Origin of the sequence: Pantoea sp. R102 (assembly GCF_004916815.1) — a bacterium.
GTDB lineage: Bacteria > Pseudomonadota > Gammaproteobacteria > Enterobacterales > Enterobacteriaceae > Pantoea > Pantoea dispersa.
The window spans coordinates 1-16,651 of sequence record NZ_SDFT01000017.1; the positions used below are offsets into that span (position 1 = coordinate 1).

At 58.7% G+C, this 16,651-nt stretch carries 17 protein-coding genes and 1 pseudogene; 8 read left to right on the forward strand and 10 right to left on the reverse strand.

Annotated features, from left to right (window positions below; genetic code table 11):
• Window positions 1-234 (forward strand): annotated as a pseudogene (locus tag ERD80_RS02505) (MFS transporter); the annotation flags it as partial.
• Window positions 235-287: 53 nt separating this feature from the next.
• Here ERD80_RS02505 and clcA read toward each other — a convergent pair.
• Window positions 288-1,652, reverse strand: a complete 1,365-nt coding sequence (clcA, locus tag ERD80_RS02510; protein ID WP_248295814.1) for a H(+)/Cl(-) exchange transporter ClcA — start codon at window positions 1,650-1,652, stop codon at window positions 288-290.
• 336 nt (window positions 1,653-1,988) lie between these two features.
• On the opposite strand from clcA, the gene glsB reads away from it, so the two are divergent.
• From glsB to ERD80_RS02525, 3 genes are all read left to right on the forward strand, one after another.
• On the forward strand, window positions 1,989-2,912 hold the full coding sequence (gene glsB / locus ERD80_RS02515; RefSeq protein WP_058781037.1) for a glutaminase B: 924 nt from the start codon (window positions 1,989-1,991) through the stop codon (window positions 2,910-2,912).
• A gap of 467 nt (window positions 2,913-3,379) precedes the next feature.
• Window positions 3,380-3,796, forward strand: a complete 417-nt coding sequence (locus tag ERD80_RS02520; RefSeq protein ID WP_136545653.1) for a DUF2946 domain-containing protein — start codon at window positions 3,380-3,382, stop codon at window positions 3,794-3,796.
• Window positions 3,797-3,861: 65 nt separating this feature from the next.
• Window positions 3,862-5,601, forward strand: coding sequence for a DUF2534 family protein (locus ERD80_RS02525; protein ID WP_136545654.1), 1,740 nt, complete (start codon window positions 3,862-3,864; stop codon window positions 5,599-5,601).
• An 80-nt stretch (window positions 5,602-5,681) separates the two neighbouring features.
• On the opposite strand, the gene ERD80_RS02530 is transcribed toward ERD80_RS02525, so the two are convergent.
• Both ERD80_RS02530 and ERD80_RS02535 read right to left on the reverse strand, forming a co-directional pair.
• Window positions 5,682-6,698, reverse strand: coding sequence for an NAD(P)-dependent alcohol dehydrogenase (locus ERD80_RS02530; RefSeq protein ID WP_021508873.1), 1,017 nt, complete (start codon window positions 6,696-6,698; stop codon window positions 5,682-5,684).
• 123 nt (window positions 6,699-6,821) lie between these two features.
• A complete protein-coding gene (locus ERD80_RS02535) occupies window positions 6,822-7,091 on the reverse strand; it encodes a hypothetical protein (RefSeq protein ID WP_010616678.1) in 270 nt (89 codons plus the stop codon).
• A gap of 331 nt (window positions 7,092-7,422) precedes the next feature.
• On the opposite strand from ERD80_RS02535, the gene ERD80_RS02540 reads away from it, so the two are divergent.
• Both ERD80_RS02540 and ERD80_RS02545 read left to right on the forward strand, forming a co-directional pair.
• The gene (locus tag ERD80_RS02540; RefSeq protein WP_136545660.1) at window positions 7,423-8,319 is read left to right on the forward strand and encodes an extracellular solute-binding protein; all 897 of its coding nucleotides are present in this window, start codon (window positions 7,423-7,425) and stop codon (window positions 8,317-8,319) included.
• Complete coding sequence (locus ERD80_RS02545; RefSeq protein WP_136545655.1) at window positions 8,316-9,098, forward strand: ABC transporter permease; 783 nt, start codon at window positions 8,316-8,318, stop codon at window positions 9,096-9,098. Before ERD80_RS02540 ends, ERD80_RS02545 begins: the two co-directional genes overlap by 4 nt.
• Here the strand turns inward: ERD80_RS02545 and ERD80_RS02550 are convergent.
• The 6 genes from ERD80_RS02550 to ERD80_RS02575 all read right to left on the reverse strand — a co-directional run bounded on the left by ERD80_RS02550 (window position 9,095) and on the right by ERD80_RS02575 (window position 14,061).
• On the reverse strand, window positions 9,095-9,484 hold the full coding sequence (locus ERD80_RS02550; protein ID WP_088517427.1) for a response regulator: 390 nt from the start codon (window positions 9,482-9,484) through the stop codon (window positions 9,095-9,097). The two genes, ERD80_RS02545 and ERD80_RS02550, sit on opposite strands and share 4 nt — an antisense overlap.
• 210 nt (window positions 9,485-9,694) lie before the next feature.
• Window positions 9,695-10,471, reverse strand: a complete 777-nt coding sequence (locus tag ERD80_RS02555; RefSeq protein WP_058758981.1) for an ATP-binding cassette domain-containing protein — start codon at window positions 10,469-10,471, stop codon at window positions 9,695-9,697.
• Complete coding sequence (locus ERD80_RS02560; protein WP_058758980.1) at window positions 10,471-11,154, reverse strand: ABC transporter permease subunit; 684 nt, start codon at window positions 11,152-11,154, stop codon at window positions 10,471-10,473. Before ERD80_RS02560 ends, ERD80_RS02555 begins: the two co-directional genes overlap by 1 nt.
• Before the next feature lie 9 nt (window positions 11,155-11,163).
• On the reverse strand, window positions 11,164-11,883 hold the full coding sequence (locus ERD80_RS02565; protein ID WP_136545656.1) for an ABC transporter permease subunit: 720 nt from the start codon (window positions 11,881-11,883) through the stop codon (window positions 11,164-11,166).
• Between the two features lie 12 nt (window positions 11,884-11,895).
• Window positions 11,896-12,741: a transporter substrate-binding domain-containing protein gene (locus tag ERD80_RS02570; protein ID WP_136545661.1), complete on the reverse strand. Its 846-nt coding sequence runs from the start codon at window positions 12,739-12,741 to the stop codon at window positions 11,896-11,898.
• An 18-nt stretch (window positions 12,742-12,759) separates the two neighbouring features.
• The gene (locus ERD80_RS02575; RefSeq protein ID WP_248295813.1) at window positions 12,760-14,061 is read right to left on the reverse strand and encodes a M20 family metallopeptidase; all 1,302 of its coding nucleotides are present in this window, start codon (window positions 14,059-14,061) and stop codon (window positions 12,760-12,762) included.
• Between the two features lie 113 nt (window positions 14,062-14,174).
• On the opposite strand from ERD80_RS02575, the gene ERD80_RS02580 reads away from it, so the two are divergent.
• Together ERD80_RS02580 and yjdN are read left to right on the forward strand one after the other, a co-directional pair.
• Entirely contained in the window at window positions 14,175-15,074 is a 900-nt protein-coding gene (locus ERD80_RS02580; protein ID WP_058770043.1) for a LysR family transcriptional regulator, read from the forward strand.
• Window positions 15,075-15,145: 71 nt separating this feature from the next.
• Window positions 15,146-15,583, forward strand: a complete 438-nt coding sequence (gene yjdN, locus ERD80_RS02585) for a VOC family metalloprotein YjdN (protein WP_136545657.1) — start codon at window positions 15,146-15,148, stop codon at window positions 15,581-15,583.
• A 45-nt stretch (window positions 15,584-15,628) separates the two neighbouring features.
• Here the strand turns inward: yjdN and ERD80_RS02590 are convergent, their stop codons facing one another.
• On the reverse strand, window positions 15,629-16,495 hold the full coding sequence (locus ERD80_RS02590; protein WP_136545658.1) for a nucleoside-specific channel-forming protein Tsx: 867 nt from the start codon (window positions 16,493-16,495) through the stop codon (window positions 15,629-15,631).
• Window positions 16,496-16,651: the final 156 nt, after the last annotated feature.

Sequence of the window (16,651 nt, forward strand, 5' to 3'; positions counted from 1 at the left end):
GTACCGGGCTACATCGTCAGCGTGCTTGACGGCAGCGGACACACCAATGCCGGCCAGAGTTTCGTCATGCTGATGCAGGGCGTGGGCGCGGCATGCAGTCCGGCACTGACCGGCAGCATCGCCGCCGCCTGGTCTTATCAGGTCGCTTTCGCCGTGCTCGGCAGCATCGCCCTCGCCGCACTGATGCTCTGGAGCCTCAGCCAGCGCATCAGATGGGTTAAAAGCCGGGCGTGAGGTGATATCTTTCCACCCGGCTTGAGTCGCGCTTCGATAAGCCGGGATAATCCCTATTCCGTCCGGGCGCTGGCGCGGTTAGTGAGCTGTGCTTTGGCCAGGGTGCGCGCCAGGATTGAGGAATAAAGCGGTTTGCCACCAAAGAACTGCGCCGCCAGCGTTGCGCCCAGGCAGGTGATGATCATCGGCAGAATCAGTTGATAGTTATTGGTCATCTCCAGCACCAGCACGATGCCGGTAAGCGGTGCGCGCACCGAGGCGGCGAACAGCGCGCCCATCCCCGCGACGGCAAAGGTGGCGGCTTCCAGCTGATAATGCGGGAACCAGTCGGCGCTCAGCTGACCAAAGCAGGTGCCCAGCAGCGTGCCCAGCGTCAGCATGGGCGCAAAAATGCCGCCCGGCGCGCCTGAAGAGAAGCAGCAAATGGTGACCAGCGTACGCAGCGCGAAGAGAGCAAACAGCGCCAGCGCGCCATAGTGCCCGGTAGCGAACTCCGGAATCAGCGTCGTTCCGCCGCTCACCGCCTGCGGCAGCAGTAAACCCAGCACGCCGCACAGTCCGGCCAGCAGGCTACCGAACAGCACCCAGCGCCCGGTACGTCCGAGATGCAGGCGCTGAAACTGGTCCTGTGCGAGAAATATCAGCCGGTTGAACGCCACGCCGCAGCCGCCAAACAGCACACCCAGTACCAGATAGAGCCACAGTGTCTCAGTGGGCGCGTCACGCAGCTGACCGATATTAATGATGGCTTCATTACCGTTGAGCACGCGAAAGACAATGCTCGACATGATCACGCCAACAAACACCGCTTTTATCGATATCAGGCTATAGCGAAACTGCGGGCGCATCTCTTCGATAATGAACAAAATGCCGGCCAGCGGCGCGTTGAACGCCGCCGAAAGCCCCGCCGCGGCACCGGTCGCCAGCAGCGTATGGCGTGATTCAGAATCGCGCACGCGAAACAGATCGAGGCACATACCACCGATGTTGCCGCCAATCTGCACCGTGGGTCCTTCGCGTCCCAGCACCATGCCAGAGCCCAGCGCGCCCATGCCGCCGATAAATTTAACCGGCAGCACGCGCCACCAACGCACCGGGCGCAGCTCTTCCAGCGCGCCCTCGATTTCCGGAATACCCGAGCCTCCCGCCTCTGGCGCGAAGCGGCGCACCAGAAAATAGCCGATGCCGCCCAGCAGCGCCGAAATAAAAAACGCGCTCAGCAACGCCATGGCCAGGTTATCCGCTCGCTCTGTCAGCCAGCCGATCCGCAGGTGGAGAATAAAATTGACCGCGCGATCGAAAGCCACACCCACCAGCCCGGTAAGGATACCGACCAGCGCGGCCAGCAGCAGCAATGCCAGCGGGGTTTTATCGCGTCGCAGCAGTTTTTGCAGCAGCATAAAGCGCCCGGCGCGCATCGCGTTGGCAGGCTCGGTGGCATCAGGTAAGGCAGACATCGTCATCCTCAATTACAACAGTTGAGCGCATTGGCAGCGCCGGAAAGAGTTTGGGCTTAGCATAACCAAAATTGCCTGATCGGTAACTCAATCATTCGCAACATAATTTTACCTCAGGTCGCGCGATGTGGCGTAGGCGCCAGGCTGGGTTGCGATCGGGCGCAACAAACCGGGCAGAAAATCCGCTACGCGGTGCAGGCTTGCTGCAGCATGCTCACAGAATTTTGCGCGGTGGATTGACGCGCCGACGGCAAATCACCATGATCGCGCCAGGATTAGTCACCCCGGAGCCACAAGGTGTCGGAACTCAGTAATGCATTGCTTGAAGAGATTGTCACGGACGTACGCCCCCTCACCCGTCAGGGCAAAGTGGCAGATTACATCCCGGCGCTGGCCGGCGTGGATGCCGATCAACTGGGCATCGCCATTGCCACTGCCGATGGTCGCAGCTACCAGGCCGGCGATGCGGGCACGCGCTTTTCAATCCAGTCCATTTCCAAAGTCCTGTCGCTCACCGTCGCGCTGACGCTGTACGAGGACGCCGAGATCTGGCAGCGCGTAGGCAAAGAGCCATCCGGCCAGGCATTCAATTCACTGGTGCAGCTTGAACTGGAACAGGGAAAGCCGCGCAATCCATTCATTAACGCCGGCGCGCTGGTAATGTGCGATTTGCTGGAAGGCCGGCTCACCGCGCCACGCCAGCGCATGCTGGAGTTTGTGCGTCGTCTGGCACAGCAGCCGGACATTCAGTATGACCGTGTGGTCGCGCGCTCTGAATATGAGCACTCGGCGCGTAACGCCGCCATTGCCTGGCTGATGAAGTCGTTTGGCAACTTTCATAATGACGTCAGTAAAGTAATGGAAACCTACTTTCACTACTGCTCGCTGGCGATGAGCTGCAGCGAACTGGCGCGCACGTTTCTCTATCTCGCCAATCACGGTCGCACGCTGGATGATGAGTGGGCGGTGATCTCTGCACGCCAGGCGCGGCAGGTGAACGCACTGATGATGACCAGCGGCATGTACGACGGCGCCGGAGAGTTTGCCTGGCGCGTGGGCATGCCGGCTAAATCCGGCGTCGGCGGCGGGATTGTCGCAGTGATTCCCGGTGAGATGAGTATTGCCGTCTGGTCACCGGCGCTGGATCATTCCGGTAACTCGCTGGCCGGCACCGCCATGCTGGAGAAACTCACGGAGCGGCTGGGGCGATCGATATTTTAAGCCCCGGCTCATACTGAGAGTCTTCCCTGTAAATGAAAAGAGTTAAACAATGAGCCGCCCGTTTATATCGGTGCGCATAAATGCGCACCCTACGAAAATCGTGTAATTCCTTGCTGATTGCGATCGATGGCGTGCAATAAAGTTGCAAGTGACCTGTTTATATCGGTGCGGATCAATGCGCACCCTGTGCAAATAGTGCAAATACCTTGTAGGGTCGCCATTAATGGCGACCACAAATTCTGAGCAATGACAGTTCTTGCCATCAGACTCCACTCATCCTTCAGCAATGAGAAATAGTGTTTCTCTAATGTACTCATCAGGTTGCAATTAAGTTAACAAACACACCACGTTAAGTGACCCTTTTCAAAAGGTGCGAATTTTGTCGCTACCAGCCTCACTTTTATTAACCCTTGTGCGGCAATCGCGTTACACTTCGGCCTCATTTGTTGAAGCACTCAGTATTTGCCATGACGTTTTCCTATCACTTTCGCCAGCGCCTGACCGCCTGCGTCGCCATTGTGGCGGTGCTGCTGCTGTTCGTCGCGCCGATTGTGTCGAAAACGCTGCTGGAGCGGCAAACGCGCATTGACCCCGTGGCGTCGCACAGCCCTTCATCTGCCATGCCAATGCACCATCACGATATGGCGATGGAGATGGCGATGCCGGGCATGATGCATCACAACATGGACGACGGCGAATTTGCCTGCGGCTATTGTGATTTGCTGGTGCATGTTCCGCTGATGATGTGGGTGTTTATCCCGTTCATCTGGCTGATGCTGGTGATCTCGCGCGCCCCACCGCTGCCGCCGCTGGTGGCACCCCGGCCGCGCCGCTTTAGCGGTACCCATCGTCCGCGCGCGCCACCGGTTTTTCTTTCCTGCTGAATTTCATTAATCGGTACAACGCCTGCGCTGTGCCCTGACATTCTCTTATCGGAAGGAAGACGGCTTTGTCTGCTGTTCACTCTGCAGCACCGCGCGGCGCGGTGCTTAATCTGCTACGCCGCTTACATTTTTACATTGGCCTGTTTGTCGCGCCGTTCATCTTCGTGGCGGCACTCAGCGGCACGCTGTATGTGCTGACGCCGCAGCTGGAAAATCTGATCTACGCTGATGCGCTCACCGCGCAGCCGCAGGGCAATGCGCAACCGCTCTCGGCGCAGATCGCCGCGGCACGCGCCTATGCGGGCGAAAATCAGCACATTTATGCGGTTCGACCTGCGCCCGCCGCGCGCGATACCACGCGCGTACAGTTCAGCGATGCCACACTCGGTCCGTCGCAGTCGCGCGCGGTGTTTATCGATCCCTACAGCCTCAAAGTAACCGGCGACATGACGGTATACGGCACCAGTGGCGTGTTGCCGCTGCGCACCACGCTCGATCTGCTGCACAGCAGCCTGTTACTCGGTGACTTTGGTCGCAACTACAGCGAACTGGCAGCGAGCTGGCTGTGGGTGGCCGCGCTGGGCGGCGTGCTGCTGTGGCTGGGCACGCGACCAAAACGCCGGCTGAAAACCGTGCGAAAGGGGTTTACCCTCACCCGGCACTGGCACATCACGCTGGGGCTGACGCTGCTGCTCGGGCTGCTGTTCTTCTCCGTTACCGGCCTCACCTGGTCACAATGGGCAGGTGGCAATATCGATAAGATGCGCACCGAGCTTAACTGGCTGACGCCACAGGTGAATACGGCGCTCAGCGGTGATGCGCCCGCCGCGCCGGCGGATCCTCACGCCGATCACCGCAGTATGCCGGACATGGACATGACCAGCATGCCGATGTCGTCGATGGCGAAACCGGCGGCGCAGCCGGCGAAGTCACTGCCGGCAAATGCCGCCGACGCTGACTGGGATCGCGTGCTGGCGGCGGCGCGTCAGGATGGCATCCGCGCGGCTAAAGTGGAGCTGCGCCAGCCGAAAAGCGAGGGCAAAGCCTGGACGGTGAGTGAGATTGATCGCAGCTGGCCCACGCAAGTTGATGCGGTGTCCGTAAATCCGCACAGTTTCGCGATTGTCGATCACGTCTGGTTTGATCGCTTCCCGCTGGTGGCAAAACTGACGCGCTGGGGCGTCGATGCGCACATGGGCGTGCTGTTTGGCTGGCCTAATCAGCTGTTGCTGGCGCTGTTTGGCCTGGGTTTGTGCAGCATGATTGTGCTGGGTTATCGCATGTGGTGGCTGCGCCGCCCGGCTCTGGATCAGGCCAGCCCGGCGCAAACCCTGAGCGCAAGCTGGCTGGCGCTGCCGCACTATGCCAAAGGGGTCTGCCTGATGCTGGCGCTGGCGCTCGGTTATGCCCTGCCGGTGATGGGCGTCAGCCTGCTGGCCTTCATGCTGGTGGACGTACTGCGCTGGCGCAGACAACAGCGTGCGCCGATGAGCGAAGCGGAAATTCTCGCCGCGCAGCAGTCGCCGCTCGGTATCGTGCGGGCGCGCTTCACGGTGAAACGCAAGGAGATGCGTTACTACCTGCGTGGGCTGTTTATTCTGGCGTTGATCGTCGGTACGGTGATGAGCAATGCGATTATCGGCGGCGTGATCGATCAATACGGCATCCCGTTCAGCCACTGGACGCTGACCATGTATCTGACGCAAGGCTTTATGATCGCGCTTTACACCACGGTGTTCACCGCGCTGATGTCGATTCCGCTGTGGTATTTCTTCCTCGGCGAAAAGGATGATTCGCAGGGATAAGACGTAAAAAACGGCGGATGATCCCCCATCCGCCGTTTTGTCTGACAAATGTCAGCGTGTTATCCGCCTCAGATTCCGACTCAGAAATCGGCCTTTAGCACCACGCGGTAATTAGCTTTACCGGCGCGTACGTGATCCAGCGCTTCATTGATTTTTGACATCGGGAACTCTTCCACCTGCGGTGCCACATCGGCGCGTGACGCCAGACGCATCAGCTTACGCAGCTGGCCCGGTGAACCGGTAGAAGAACCCGTTACCGCGCGATCGCCCAGAATCAGACTGAACGCTGGCACTTCAAATGGCTTCATCACCGCGCCCACGGTGTGGAACTTACCGTGCGGAGCCAGCGCCTGGAAGTACGGCTGCCAGTCCAGATCGACAGCTACGGTGCTGATAATCAAATCAAACTGCCCGGCCAGCGCGTTCAGCGCCTGCGGATCGCGGCTGTTGACCACACGATCGGCGCCCATGGCTTTGATGGATTCGGTTTTGCTGGCATTCGAACTGAACGCCGTAACTTCAGCACCCATGGCGCGCAGCAGTTTGATCGCCATATGGCCGAGGCCGCCAATACCGATTACGCCGACGCGGCTGGTAGCCGTTACATGGTGCATCAGCAGCGGTTTAAACACGGTAATCCCGCCGCACAGCAGCGGACCGGCAGAGGTAATGTCCATGGATTCCGGCAGCGGAATCACCCACTGCCAGTCGGCGCGCAGATGGCTGGCGAAACCGCCTTTGTTCATGATGGTTGGCACTGAACCGTTCTCACAGTTGACCTGCTCGCCGTTGATGCAGGCATCACAGTGCTGGCAGCTTTTCGCAGTCCAGCCGATACCCACGCGCTGGCCGACCTTCAACCCTTTGTCCTGCGCCGCATCGCCGAGTGCGCTGATGCGACCAATCACTTCGTGACCGGCAATGACCGGATAAGAGGAAATGCCCCACTCGTTATCAATCATCGACAAATCAGAATGGCACACACCGCAGTAATCGACCTCAACCAGCACTTCTTCCGCCGCCAGCGGACCGGTTTCGTACTCGTAAGGTACCAGCGCATCACCAGCGTTGTGTGCGGCATAACTTTTGATTTTCATTACTGTCCTCTGTTTTCAGCGTTGTTAACCCAGGAAGTCTAGCAGAGCGTATTGCATGATTATGATTAAATTTCAGCCAATTAGAGGCTGTTAAGCGCAACGGGGAAAGAAAAGCATTTCGCGTTAAAGCGAATCGTGACTGGGCGGACTGCGGAACGCATGGCGCGCCTCTTCTATCAGCTGGCTGGCAGTGACGGTGGGCGGCAAACGCGTCAGCACTTTGCTGGCCTGCCAGTAACACAGCACCATCTCCTCGTTGGTTTCGTTCTCCGCCATTTCCCTTAAGCGCCTGCGCAGGCTCAGCACGTCCAGCGTTTGCTGTTCATCCACCATCTCAGCGATGGTTTGGTTGATGACCTGATGAATAATTTTCCAGGAAAGATCGGCAAACACATTAAACCTCGTGACGTAGTAACGGGCTCCAGGCAAATGAGGAAAAGGTGCACGCCCAGCGGCACGCAAATAATCTAACTGGGATAACTATAGCCGCTTATTTAACCAGCAGACGGCTGGCCGCCTGTGTTTGCGGTAGCTCACGGATCGGTAAATGAATTTTTTCTCTCAGCGCGCGTTGCAATGGCACTAAAACCCGGCACTGGCGCGCGACCGCAGGATTTCGCAACAGATTTTACCTTGCGCTAAAACGGAGAATTCCGATAATCGCTATTTACTCATTTATATAGCGATAAGGAATCTCCGCGTGAAGACGCTTACCCTACTGTTAATGACTGCCGCCGGCGGATTGAGTTTACCGGCGCAGGCCGCCATGGATATCCGCGTGACGTATGCCGGTTCGATGGGAAAAGTGATGGATCAGGCACTGGGCCCGGCATTTGCACAACAGCATGACGGTAAGTATGAAGGTCAGGGCCAGGGGGCTTACGGCATGGCGCGCCTGCTGGCGAGCAAAAAAATCACCGCTGACGTGTTCGTGTCTGTTACTCCCGGTCCGATGCAGATCCTGAAAGACGCCGGACTGATCGACAACGCAGTACCGGTAGCCAGCACCAGCATGGTGATCGCCTATAACCCGAAGGGGCCGTTTGTGCCGCAGTTTGCCGCAGCCAAAGGCAATGATGGCCGCTGGCTTCAGCTGCTGGCAGCGCCGGGACTGAAATTTGGTCGGACCGATCCGGTAAACGATCCTAAAGGCCAGAACATCATTTTCACCCTGCTACTGGCGCAGAAGTATTACCGGCAGCCCGGCATCGCTGACCACATTCTCGGCGGTTACCAGAATCCCGCACAAACCCATCTGGAAGGTGGCTTGCTGACGCGGCTCGAGAGCGGTCAGGTGGATGCAGCTGCGGGCTATGAAAGCGAAGTGATCTCTGCCCATCTGCCTTACATCGCGCTGCCCGATGAAATCAACCTCAGCAATCCGGCGATGGCGACTAAGTGGTACAACACGGTCAGCTTTAGCGTCAAAGACAGCCAGGGTAAAGATAAAGTGCTGCACACCCAGCCACTGGTCTACTACGCGGCGGTGCTCAGGAATGCGCCGCACGGTACGGCCGCTGGCAAAGCCTTTGTAGATTTCATGCTTAGTCCGTCAGGACAGGCGCTGTTTAAACAGCAAGGCTATGCCGCACCGAAGGGCGATGGGCTTTATACGCCATGAAAATCCGCCATGCTGGCGCGCTGTGGCTGTCGCTGCCCGCCCTGGTGCTGCTGGCCGTACCGTTTATCACCCTGACGGGCGTTACACACTGGCAACACCTGCGGCTGGCGTGGGGTGACGGCGCGGCGATTACCACTTCGCTCAGTCTGGGAGCGATCGCGCTGGTGCTGATTTTTCTGACCGGCTTACCGCTGGCCTGGTGGCTGTCGCAGGCGCGGGGAAAAATACGCTGGCTGGTGGAAACGCTGGTGATGATCCCGCTGCTAACGCCGCCGCTGGCGATGGGAATCCTGCTGGTCAGCGCGTACGGTCCGTACAGTTTGCCCGGCCAGCTGCTGAGCAAGCTGGGCTGGACGCTGGTGAACAATCCCGCCGCCTTTATTCTGGCGCAGTGGTATGGCGCGCTGCCCTACTTTGTCACCAGCGCACGCTCGGCGTTTATCGCGGTGCCGCAGGAGATCCTTGAAGCGGGCCGGACGCTGGGTGCCACACCGTGGCCGCGCTTCTGGCGGCTGGCGCTGCCCCTGGCCGCACCGGGCCTGGCGTCGGCTACGGCACTGGCGTGGGTGCGGGCGATGGGCGAATTCGGCATTGTGATGATTTTCGCCTGGTTTCCCCACGGAATGCCGGCGCAGTTGTACAACAATCTGCAAAACGACGGCGTGGATGCGGTGTATGTGCTGTTGTGGCTGTTACTGCTGTTTACCCTGCCGGTGCCGCTGCTGTGCGCGCTGGCTTACCGGCGCGCGCTTTCCGGCAACACGGCGCGGCATCATTAGAGGCTGGCGCGCTGCTCACTCTCACGCATCGCCAGCCGGACCGTCTCCAGCAGCGATTCAATCTCCAGCGGCCGGGTGAAAAAGGCAAAGGCGCCCTGAGCAAACAAGCGCCGGCAGGCCTCCAGCGTGTCATGCCCGGTCATGATGATCACCGGCAGCAGCGGATGGCGTGCACCCTGCCGGGCCAGCCAGCTCAGGCCGCTACTCTCTGGCTGTCGCACATCAAGCAGCAGACAGCCGCATACGGCTTGCTGACCGGCGGCGGCGGTTTCGAACGATGCCAGGTCGGCAAAGTCGGCGACCTCGTAGTCCACGGTTCGCAGCAGAAATCCCAGCGACTCACGCACGGATACATCATCATCCACTAACCACACCTTCGCGCCCATTACGTACTCCGCCTGTAGAAAAATGAGGAAAATTTCGGCCCTCTCTGTCGCGCGGTAACGCAACAGCAGCCAGACCTGACGGTAGCTGGTTATCGATGGACGTGAAGTGCGCGACGACGTGCACCTTCCCTGCGCCGATAAAAAAGCCCTCCGTTGAGGGAGGGCGATTTTTCCATAATTTGGCTTAGAACACCATTGGCACAAATCTGGTTAGCTGTTGCGCTGCAGGTGGCTGCTGACAAAAGCGCGACAGCGCGCCGAGATCGGTTCACTGAACACCTGCTGCGGCGATCCGGACTCTTCGATTTTGCCCTGATGCAGAAACACCGCTTTGTTGGATACATCGCGCGCAAACCCCATTTCATGGGTGACGATAATCATGGTGCGCCCCTCTTCCGCCAGGCTGCGGATGACGCGCAGCACTTCGCCCACCAGCTCCGGGTCGAGCGCGGAAGTGGGTTCATCAAACAGTATCGCTTTCGGCTGCTGCGCCAGCGCCCGGGCAATCGCCACGCGCTGCTGCTGTCCACCGGAAAGCTGTGACGGCCATGCGTTGCGCTTTTCGTATAACCCGACTTTTTGCAGCAGCGCTTCGGCCTCGGCAACGGCCTCCTGATGACTGCGCTTTTGCACATGGATCGGCGCCTCAATGATGTTCTGCAGCACGGTTTTGTGCGGCCACAGATTGAAGCCCTGAAACACAAAGCCGAGTTGCATGCGCATCAGCTTAATGCGGCGGCGCTGTTCACGGCTCAGCTTTTCGTCCGCGTTATCGAGGGTGACCACTTCATCGCCCACGGCAATCTCACCGGCCTGTGGCACTTCAAGAAACGGGATGCAGCGCAGCAGCGTACTTTTACCGGAACCACTGGCGCCGATCAGCGAAATGACGTCGCCATCCTGCGCCGTCAGGCTGATGTCATGCAGCACTTCATGCCCGCTATAACTTTTTCTGAGATGGCTCAGGGCAATAGTGGGTTTATTCATTAACGTGCTCCAGCGTGATAAGGGGACAAACGGCGCTCCAGCAGCGCCACCGCTTTGCTCACCAGCACGGTCAGCAGCAGATAGATAATCGCCGCGCTGATAAACACCTCCAGCGCGCGGAAGGTTTCTGACACGATGGAGTCGGCGATGCCGGTCATCTCCATCAGGCTGATGGTGCTCACCAGCGATGTGGATTTGATCATCGAGATGATCTCATTGCTGTAGGCCGGCAGCGCCTGTCGCACCGCCAGCGGCAGCGTGATGCGTCGCAGCGTAGTGAAGCGCGACATGCCGCACACTTTCGCCGCTTCCAGTGACTGCACGCTAACCGCATTCAGTCCGCCGCGCAGGATCTCGGCGGTGTAAGCCGCGTCGTTGAGAATCAGCGCAATTAACCCGCACCAGTAGGGCTCACGCAGCAGCGGCCACAGCACGCTTTCGCGCACCGCCGGCAGGCTGCCGAGGCCATAGTAAATCATGAAGATTTGAATCAGCAGCGGCGTACCGCGGAACAGCCAGACATAAAAACGCGTCACGTAGCTGCCAAGGCGATGCTGACGCAGCAAATTCAGCAGCAGCGCCAGTATCCCGCCGCCCAGCAGGGATAATACCGCCAGGTTGAGCGTCAGCGGCAGTCCGCGCAGCAGCGCCGCCAGCGTGTGCTGTAAAAAGGTGAAATCCATCGTGGCTCCTTACAACCGCGCGCGTTGTTGCCCGCGCATGGCCACTTTTTCCACATAGCGGAAGAAGAAATCTGAACAGGTGGTGATAATCAGGTAAATCACCGCGCCTACGCTGTAGAAGAAAAACGGCATTTGAGTGGAATTCGACGCGGTGGAAATCTGGTTCATGGTTTCCACCAGCCCGGTCACCGATACCAGCGCCGACTCCTTAATCACCGATTGCCACTGATTACCCATGCCCGGCAGCGCGGTGCGCAGCGCCTGTGGCACAATCATGCGGCGGAACAGCATAAAACGCCCCATACCGGTGACCGTAGCAGCTTCCAGCGTGCCGGCGGGAATCGCGTAAAACGCGCCGCGAAATACACTGCTCTGATAAGCGCCGGAAATCAGCCCGATAGCGATCGCGCCGGCAACGAAGCCGTTAACGTCAAACGGTCCCTGCAGGCCGATAGCTTCACCGATAAACCCGACCACCTGTCGGCCGCCAAAGTAGAACAGGTAGATCACCAGCAGCTCCGGCACGCCGCGAAACAGCGTGATGTAGCCGCTGGCAACACGCTGCTGCCAGCGGCCGCCACCAATCTGCATCCAGCACAGCAGGCTGCCGAGCACCGCGCCCAGCAGCCACGCACACAGCGAGACCGTTACCGTGACGGTGGCGGCGTCCAGCAGCACGCCGCCCCAGCCTTCGTCACCAAAACCTAACAGTTGCCAGTCAATAGTCATAAGCGCTCAGCATTATTCCGCAGGCGCGACGTTCTCGCCGAACCATTTCTCAGACAGTTGCTTCAGCGTGCCGTCTTTGATCATCGACACCAGCGCCTGATCCAGCGCGGCTTTCAGCTCCGGATTGTTTTTACGAATGGCAATCGCCGAGCCCTGGCCCAGCACACCACCCACAAAGCCGTAACCGGTGCTGTTTACCGTATCCGCGTGTTTTTTCACATAAGCATTGAGGTTGGTGCGCGATGCCATGACCGCATCAACCCGGCCATTGAGCAGATCGGCGAAGGTTTCCGGGCCGGCCTGATAGGTACGGATAGTCGCGACGTCACCGAGGTATTTGTTGAGGAAATCGGCCTGAATGGTAGCGACCTGCACCGCAATGGTTTTGCCTTTGAACTTCGCCTTCAGCGCGTCGATGGCTTTGTTCATACCGGCTTCATCGGTCGCCTGTACCACTTCACCGTTGCCCGGCAGGGTATCCACTGCGCTACCCTTCAGCGTGACGAAGCCCGATACGCTCACGGTGTACTGATGGGTAAAATCCACCACTTCTTGACGTTTTGGCGTCACGGTGACGGCATCGACCACTGCATCATATTTGCCATCAGCGAGGCCGGGGATCAGTCCGGACCACTTCTGTGCGACGATTTCATATTTGAATCCCGCGCGTTTCGCCAGTTCGGCCACCATATCGGGCTCGTAGCCGACAATTTTGCCGCTCGGCGTGGACTGGTTAAACGGCGGATAGGCCGCTTCGGTGGCGAATTTTAACGTGCCAAAATCTTTGGCCTGAATCACAGCGGCAGCAGCCAGCAGCAACATGCCCGCGGAGGCGGAGAACAGCCCTTTACGCATCATCATAAAACCTCATTATTATCAGGAGAGTAAGTCGATCGCTATACGGGCCAGAGCCTGTGTGCCAGCGTGAATGCTGCGTTCGTCCGGCTGATAGTCGGAGTTGTGCAGATGGTCGTCGCGCCCCGGCGCGCCAGAGCCGATATGGATTTGACAGCCCGGCACACGCTCAGTAAACAGCGAGAAATCTTCCGCGCCAAAGCTGCTGCTGGGTTTTGCCACCACCGGCTTGCCGAACTGGTGCGAGAGGATCGGCTCCAGTGCATCAATCAGCGCATCATCATTCATCAGCGGCGGTACGCCTCGCTGATAATTGACCTCAATCCGCGTATTGAGCGACAGCGCGACACCGGCACAGATGCGGCGGAAAGCGTCTTCCATGTGAGCGCGCGCCTGCGGTGATTTAGCGCGGATGGTGCCCTGAATCAGGCAGCTGTCGGAGATGATGTTATGGGTGGTGCCGCCGTGGATATGGCCAATCGTCAGCACAGCAGAGTTCGCCGGATCGAGCTCGCGCGACACAATGGTCTGCAACTGCGTTACCAGGCTGGCGGCGGCAATGATCGGATCGGTACCCATGTGCGGCCGGGCCGCGTGGGTGGATTTGCCGTGAATCACTACGTCGAATTCATCGCTGGAGGCGGTGCTGGCACCGCGCGTCAGGGCGATTTCTCCTGCGGCCAGCTCTGGTTTATTGTGTAGCGTGATCGCCACATCAATGTCGTCCGCTGCGCCGGCAGCAATCATGGCTTGCGCGCCGCTCTCTGGCGTCTCTTCGGCCGGCTGAAAAATCAGCCGCACCGTGCCGCGCAGCTGGCTGCGCAGGTCCGCGAGGATCGCCGCAACGCCGAGCAGCGTAGCCGTGTGGATATCGTGGCCGCAGGCGTGCATCATGCCGGGATTGCACGAGGCGAAGCCTTCGCGCGTCGGCAGGTGATCGGCGGCGGCGCTTTCCGTCTGGTCGAGCGCGTCCATATCAACACGAAAGCCCATCACCGGACCGGGACGGCCGGTGTCCAGCGTTGCCACCACGCCGCAGAAACCGCCGGAGAAGTGGGGCAGCCACTGTGGCAGCGCGCCCTGCTGCAGCGCCCGCGCTTCCTGCTGCGCCAGCACTTCAGCAGACGGCAGACCCATGCGCGCATCGGCATCAATCACCTCACGGCCCAGCTGCAGCTGATAACCAAGACGATGCAGCTCTTCCGCCACCAGCGTGGCGGTGCGGAACTCCAGCCAGCCGGATTCAGCATACTGGTGCAGGTCGCGGCGCCATGTCTGCATCTGCGGTATCCGCGCGTTGACGAGGTCGGAAAGGGTGTTCATCGGCTGTTCCTTAGTGTTGGTTTTTTATGCATTCAACCGAATCTACACAATGGTATTAGGGCGCATAAGATGCGAATATCTTGTGACCGATAGACAACGGTTATCACCTGATCATGGCGGCCAATCTCAAACTTCATCAGCTGCGCGCCTTTGTTGACGTGGCGCGCCAGGGCAGTATTCGCGCCGCCAGCCGGCTGTCGGGCCTGTCACAGCCGGCGTTAACCAAAGCGATTCAGGAACTGGAGCTGGCGCTCGGCGCGCGCCTGTTCGAGCGTCGCCAGCAGGGCGTGATGCTGACCGATGTCGGTGAAACCTTTTTTCGTCATGCCTGTCTGGTGCTGGAGGAACTGCGCGTGGCGCAGGAGGATATCCAGCAGCGGCTCGGTCTGGCCGGTGGCAAGGTCAATATTGGGGTGGGCGGCAGCATTGCGCGTACCGTGATGCCGCAGGTGATAACCCAGTTTCATCGTGAGTATCCACTGGTGAAAGTGCGTATCGTGGAGGGCCAGCTGGTGTCGATGGTGCATGAACTGCGGCAGGGCGCGCTGGATTTCACCATCAATACCTACGACCGGCATCACTTCGATCAGGAGCTGATTTTCGAGCGGCTGATGCAGCGCGAGTATCAGGTGGTGATGCGTAAAGGGCATCCGATGGCGCATGCGCGCTCGCTGGCCGAGTTGCAACATTGCGACTGGACCATGCCGACGCCGCAGGGCAGTTATTACCGACTGCTGCATGACCTGTTCGGTGAGCGCGGCATGGCACCCAAAATCGCGGTGACCTGCGAGACCTTTATGGCCTGCACCAGCCTGGTGGCGAAGAGTGATTTTGTCAGCATCATTTCGCGCGACGTGATTGAAGACCCTACGCACGGCGGGCAGCTGATCGCGCTGGATCTCGACGATCCGCTGCCGAAAGCCACCTTCTACCTGATTCAGCGTAAAGACACCGCGCTGACGCCGATGAGCGCTTACATGGCGCAGCTGTTCCGCCGCTACTGCCAGCCGTGACGGGCGAAAAACGGCATCGTCTACACTTTAGGTGTACGACACGCGTTAACGCACTCTCAACGGAGGTTACGATGCAGGTGAGTCCTTATTTATTTCTCTACGGCCGCTGTGAAGAAGCGATTGCCTTCTATCTGGAGGCCACCGGCGGCGAAATTCTGCAAAAAATGACGTTTGGCGATATGCCGGAGCAGGGCGAACAGGTGGGCGATCGGTCGGCGTCACCACAGCCGCCAGAAAAGATCATGCATGCGCATCTGCGTATCGGTCAGGGCGAATTGATGCTGAGTGACGGCAATACTGCCCAGCCACCGGCGTCTGAACATGCCGGTTATGCGGTGAGCCTGGCCACGCCAGATGAAGCGGAGGGTAAAGCCTGGTTTGATAAGCTCTCGGCGGGCGGCAAAGTGACCACTGAATGGCAGAAAACCTTCTGGTCGAACGGCTTCGGGATGTTTATCGATAAGTTTGGCATCCCATGGCGCATCAACGTGGTGAAGCCACAGGCGTAACAGACTGGCGTGGCCGCGATGGTGAGCGGCCACGCCGGAAGCGGTTTAGAAGTTGTAACCCACCACCAGGTAGTAACCCCAGCCGGTTGATTTCACTTCAAACGGACCGTTGCCGAAGTTCAGCTCCTGGCCATCAGCCCACTGGCCGCCGTTGTGGAAGTAACGCGCCACGGTAGAGACATGCCAGTGATCGTAGTTCAGCGACAGAATGTGGCTGGAGGCAATTGAGTTGCTGGTGCGCGAGCGGTCAGACTTGTCACGCAGATCGGAGCCCCAGTCAAAGTTGGTGAAGCCGATATAGCTCAGCTTGCCTCCCCACAGGTCGGTAATCGGTACAAAGTATTTCATCTTGAAGCGATAACCATCCCAGCTATTTTCGTTCGCCGCGCCGTAGTTTTCCCACTGGTATTTCGCGTACACGTTCAGTGACAGGCCGATATCGCTATGGGTATCGATGTCAGTACCTAGACCCATGTACCAGGTGTTCTGACGGCTGTCGCTGTTGCGACCCATGTCGTAGATGTAGTTGTTAGCGAAGTACCACTCTTTGAACGGTCCGAACGCCAGGCTGGTGCCGGTCAGCTTATCGATAGAGAAGCGTGGCTCAATTTCCATGAACATCGGCGAACCGTGGTCAAAAATACCGTTGGCATTGCTGTTACCCACGCCAAAGAAGTTGGTCAGGTCAAGGTAGCCGTAGAAATCAAACCAGTCCTTTTTAGTAAAGGCTTCGTATTCGAGATACACATCATTGTTGAACTGGGGTCCGAAGCGGGTGTGATAACTGCCTACCACGTTCACGCTCTGATGCCACCAGTCAGAAAGGTACTGCGGATCGCTTTCCGCCGCCTGTGCGGCGCCGGTCCAGCTACTGGCCAGTAAGGCCCCTGCTATCAACGTTTTAAATTTCATTATTTTTTAACCACTTGCTCGTGATCGCCGCGCAAATGCTGCGATCGGGTGAAATCGATCCCAGGGGATGGGCAGTGTGCTGTTGTCGCCGGTCTGACGCGCCGGATTTTCAGGCCCGCGTAATGTGCCTGTAACAGAGCGATAGAAAATAGATTT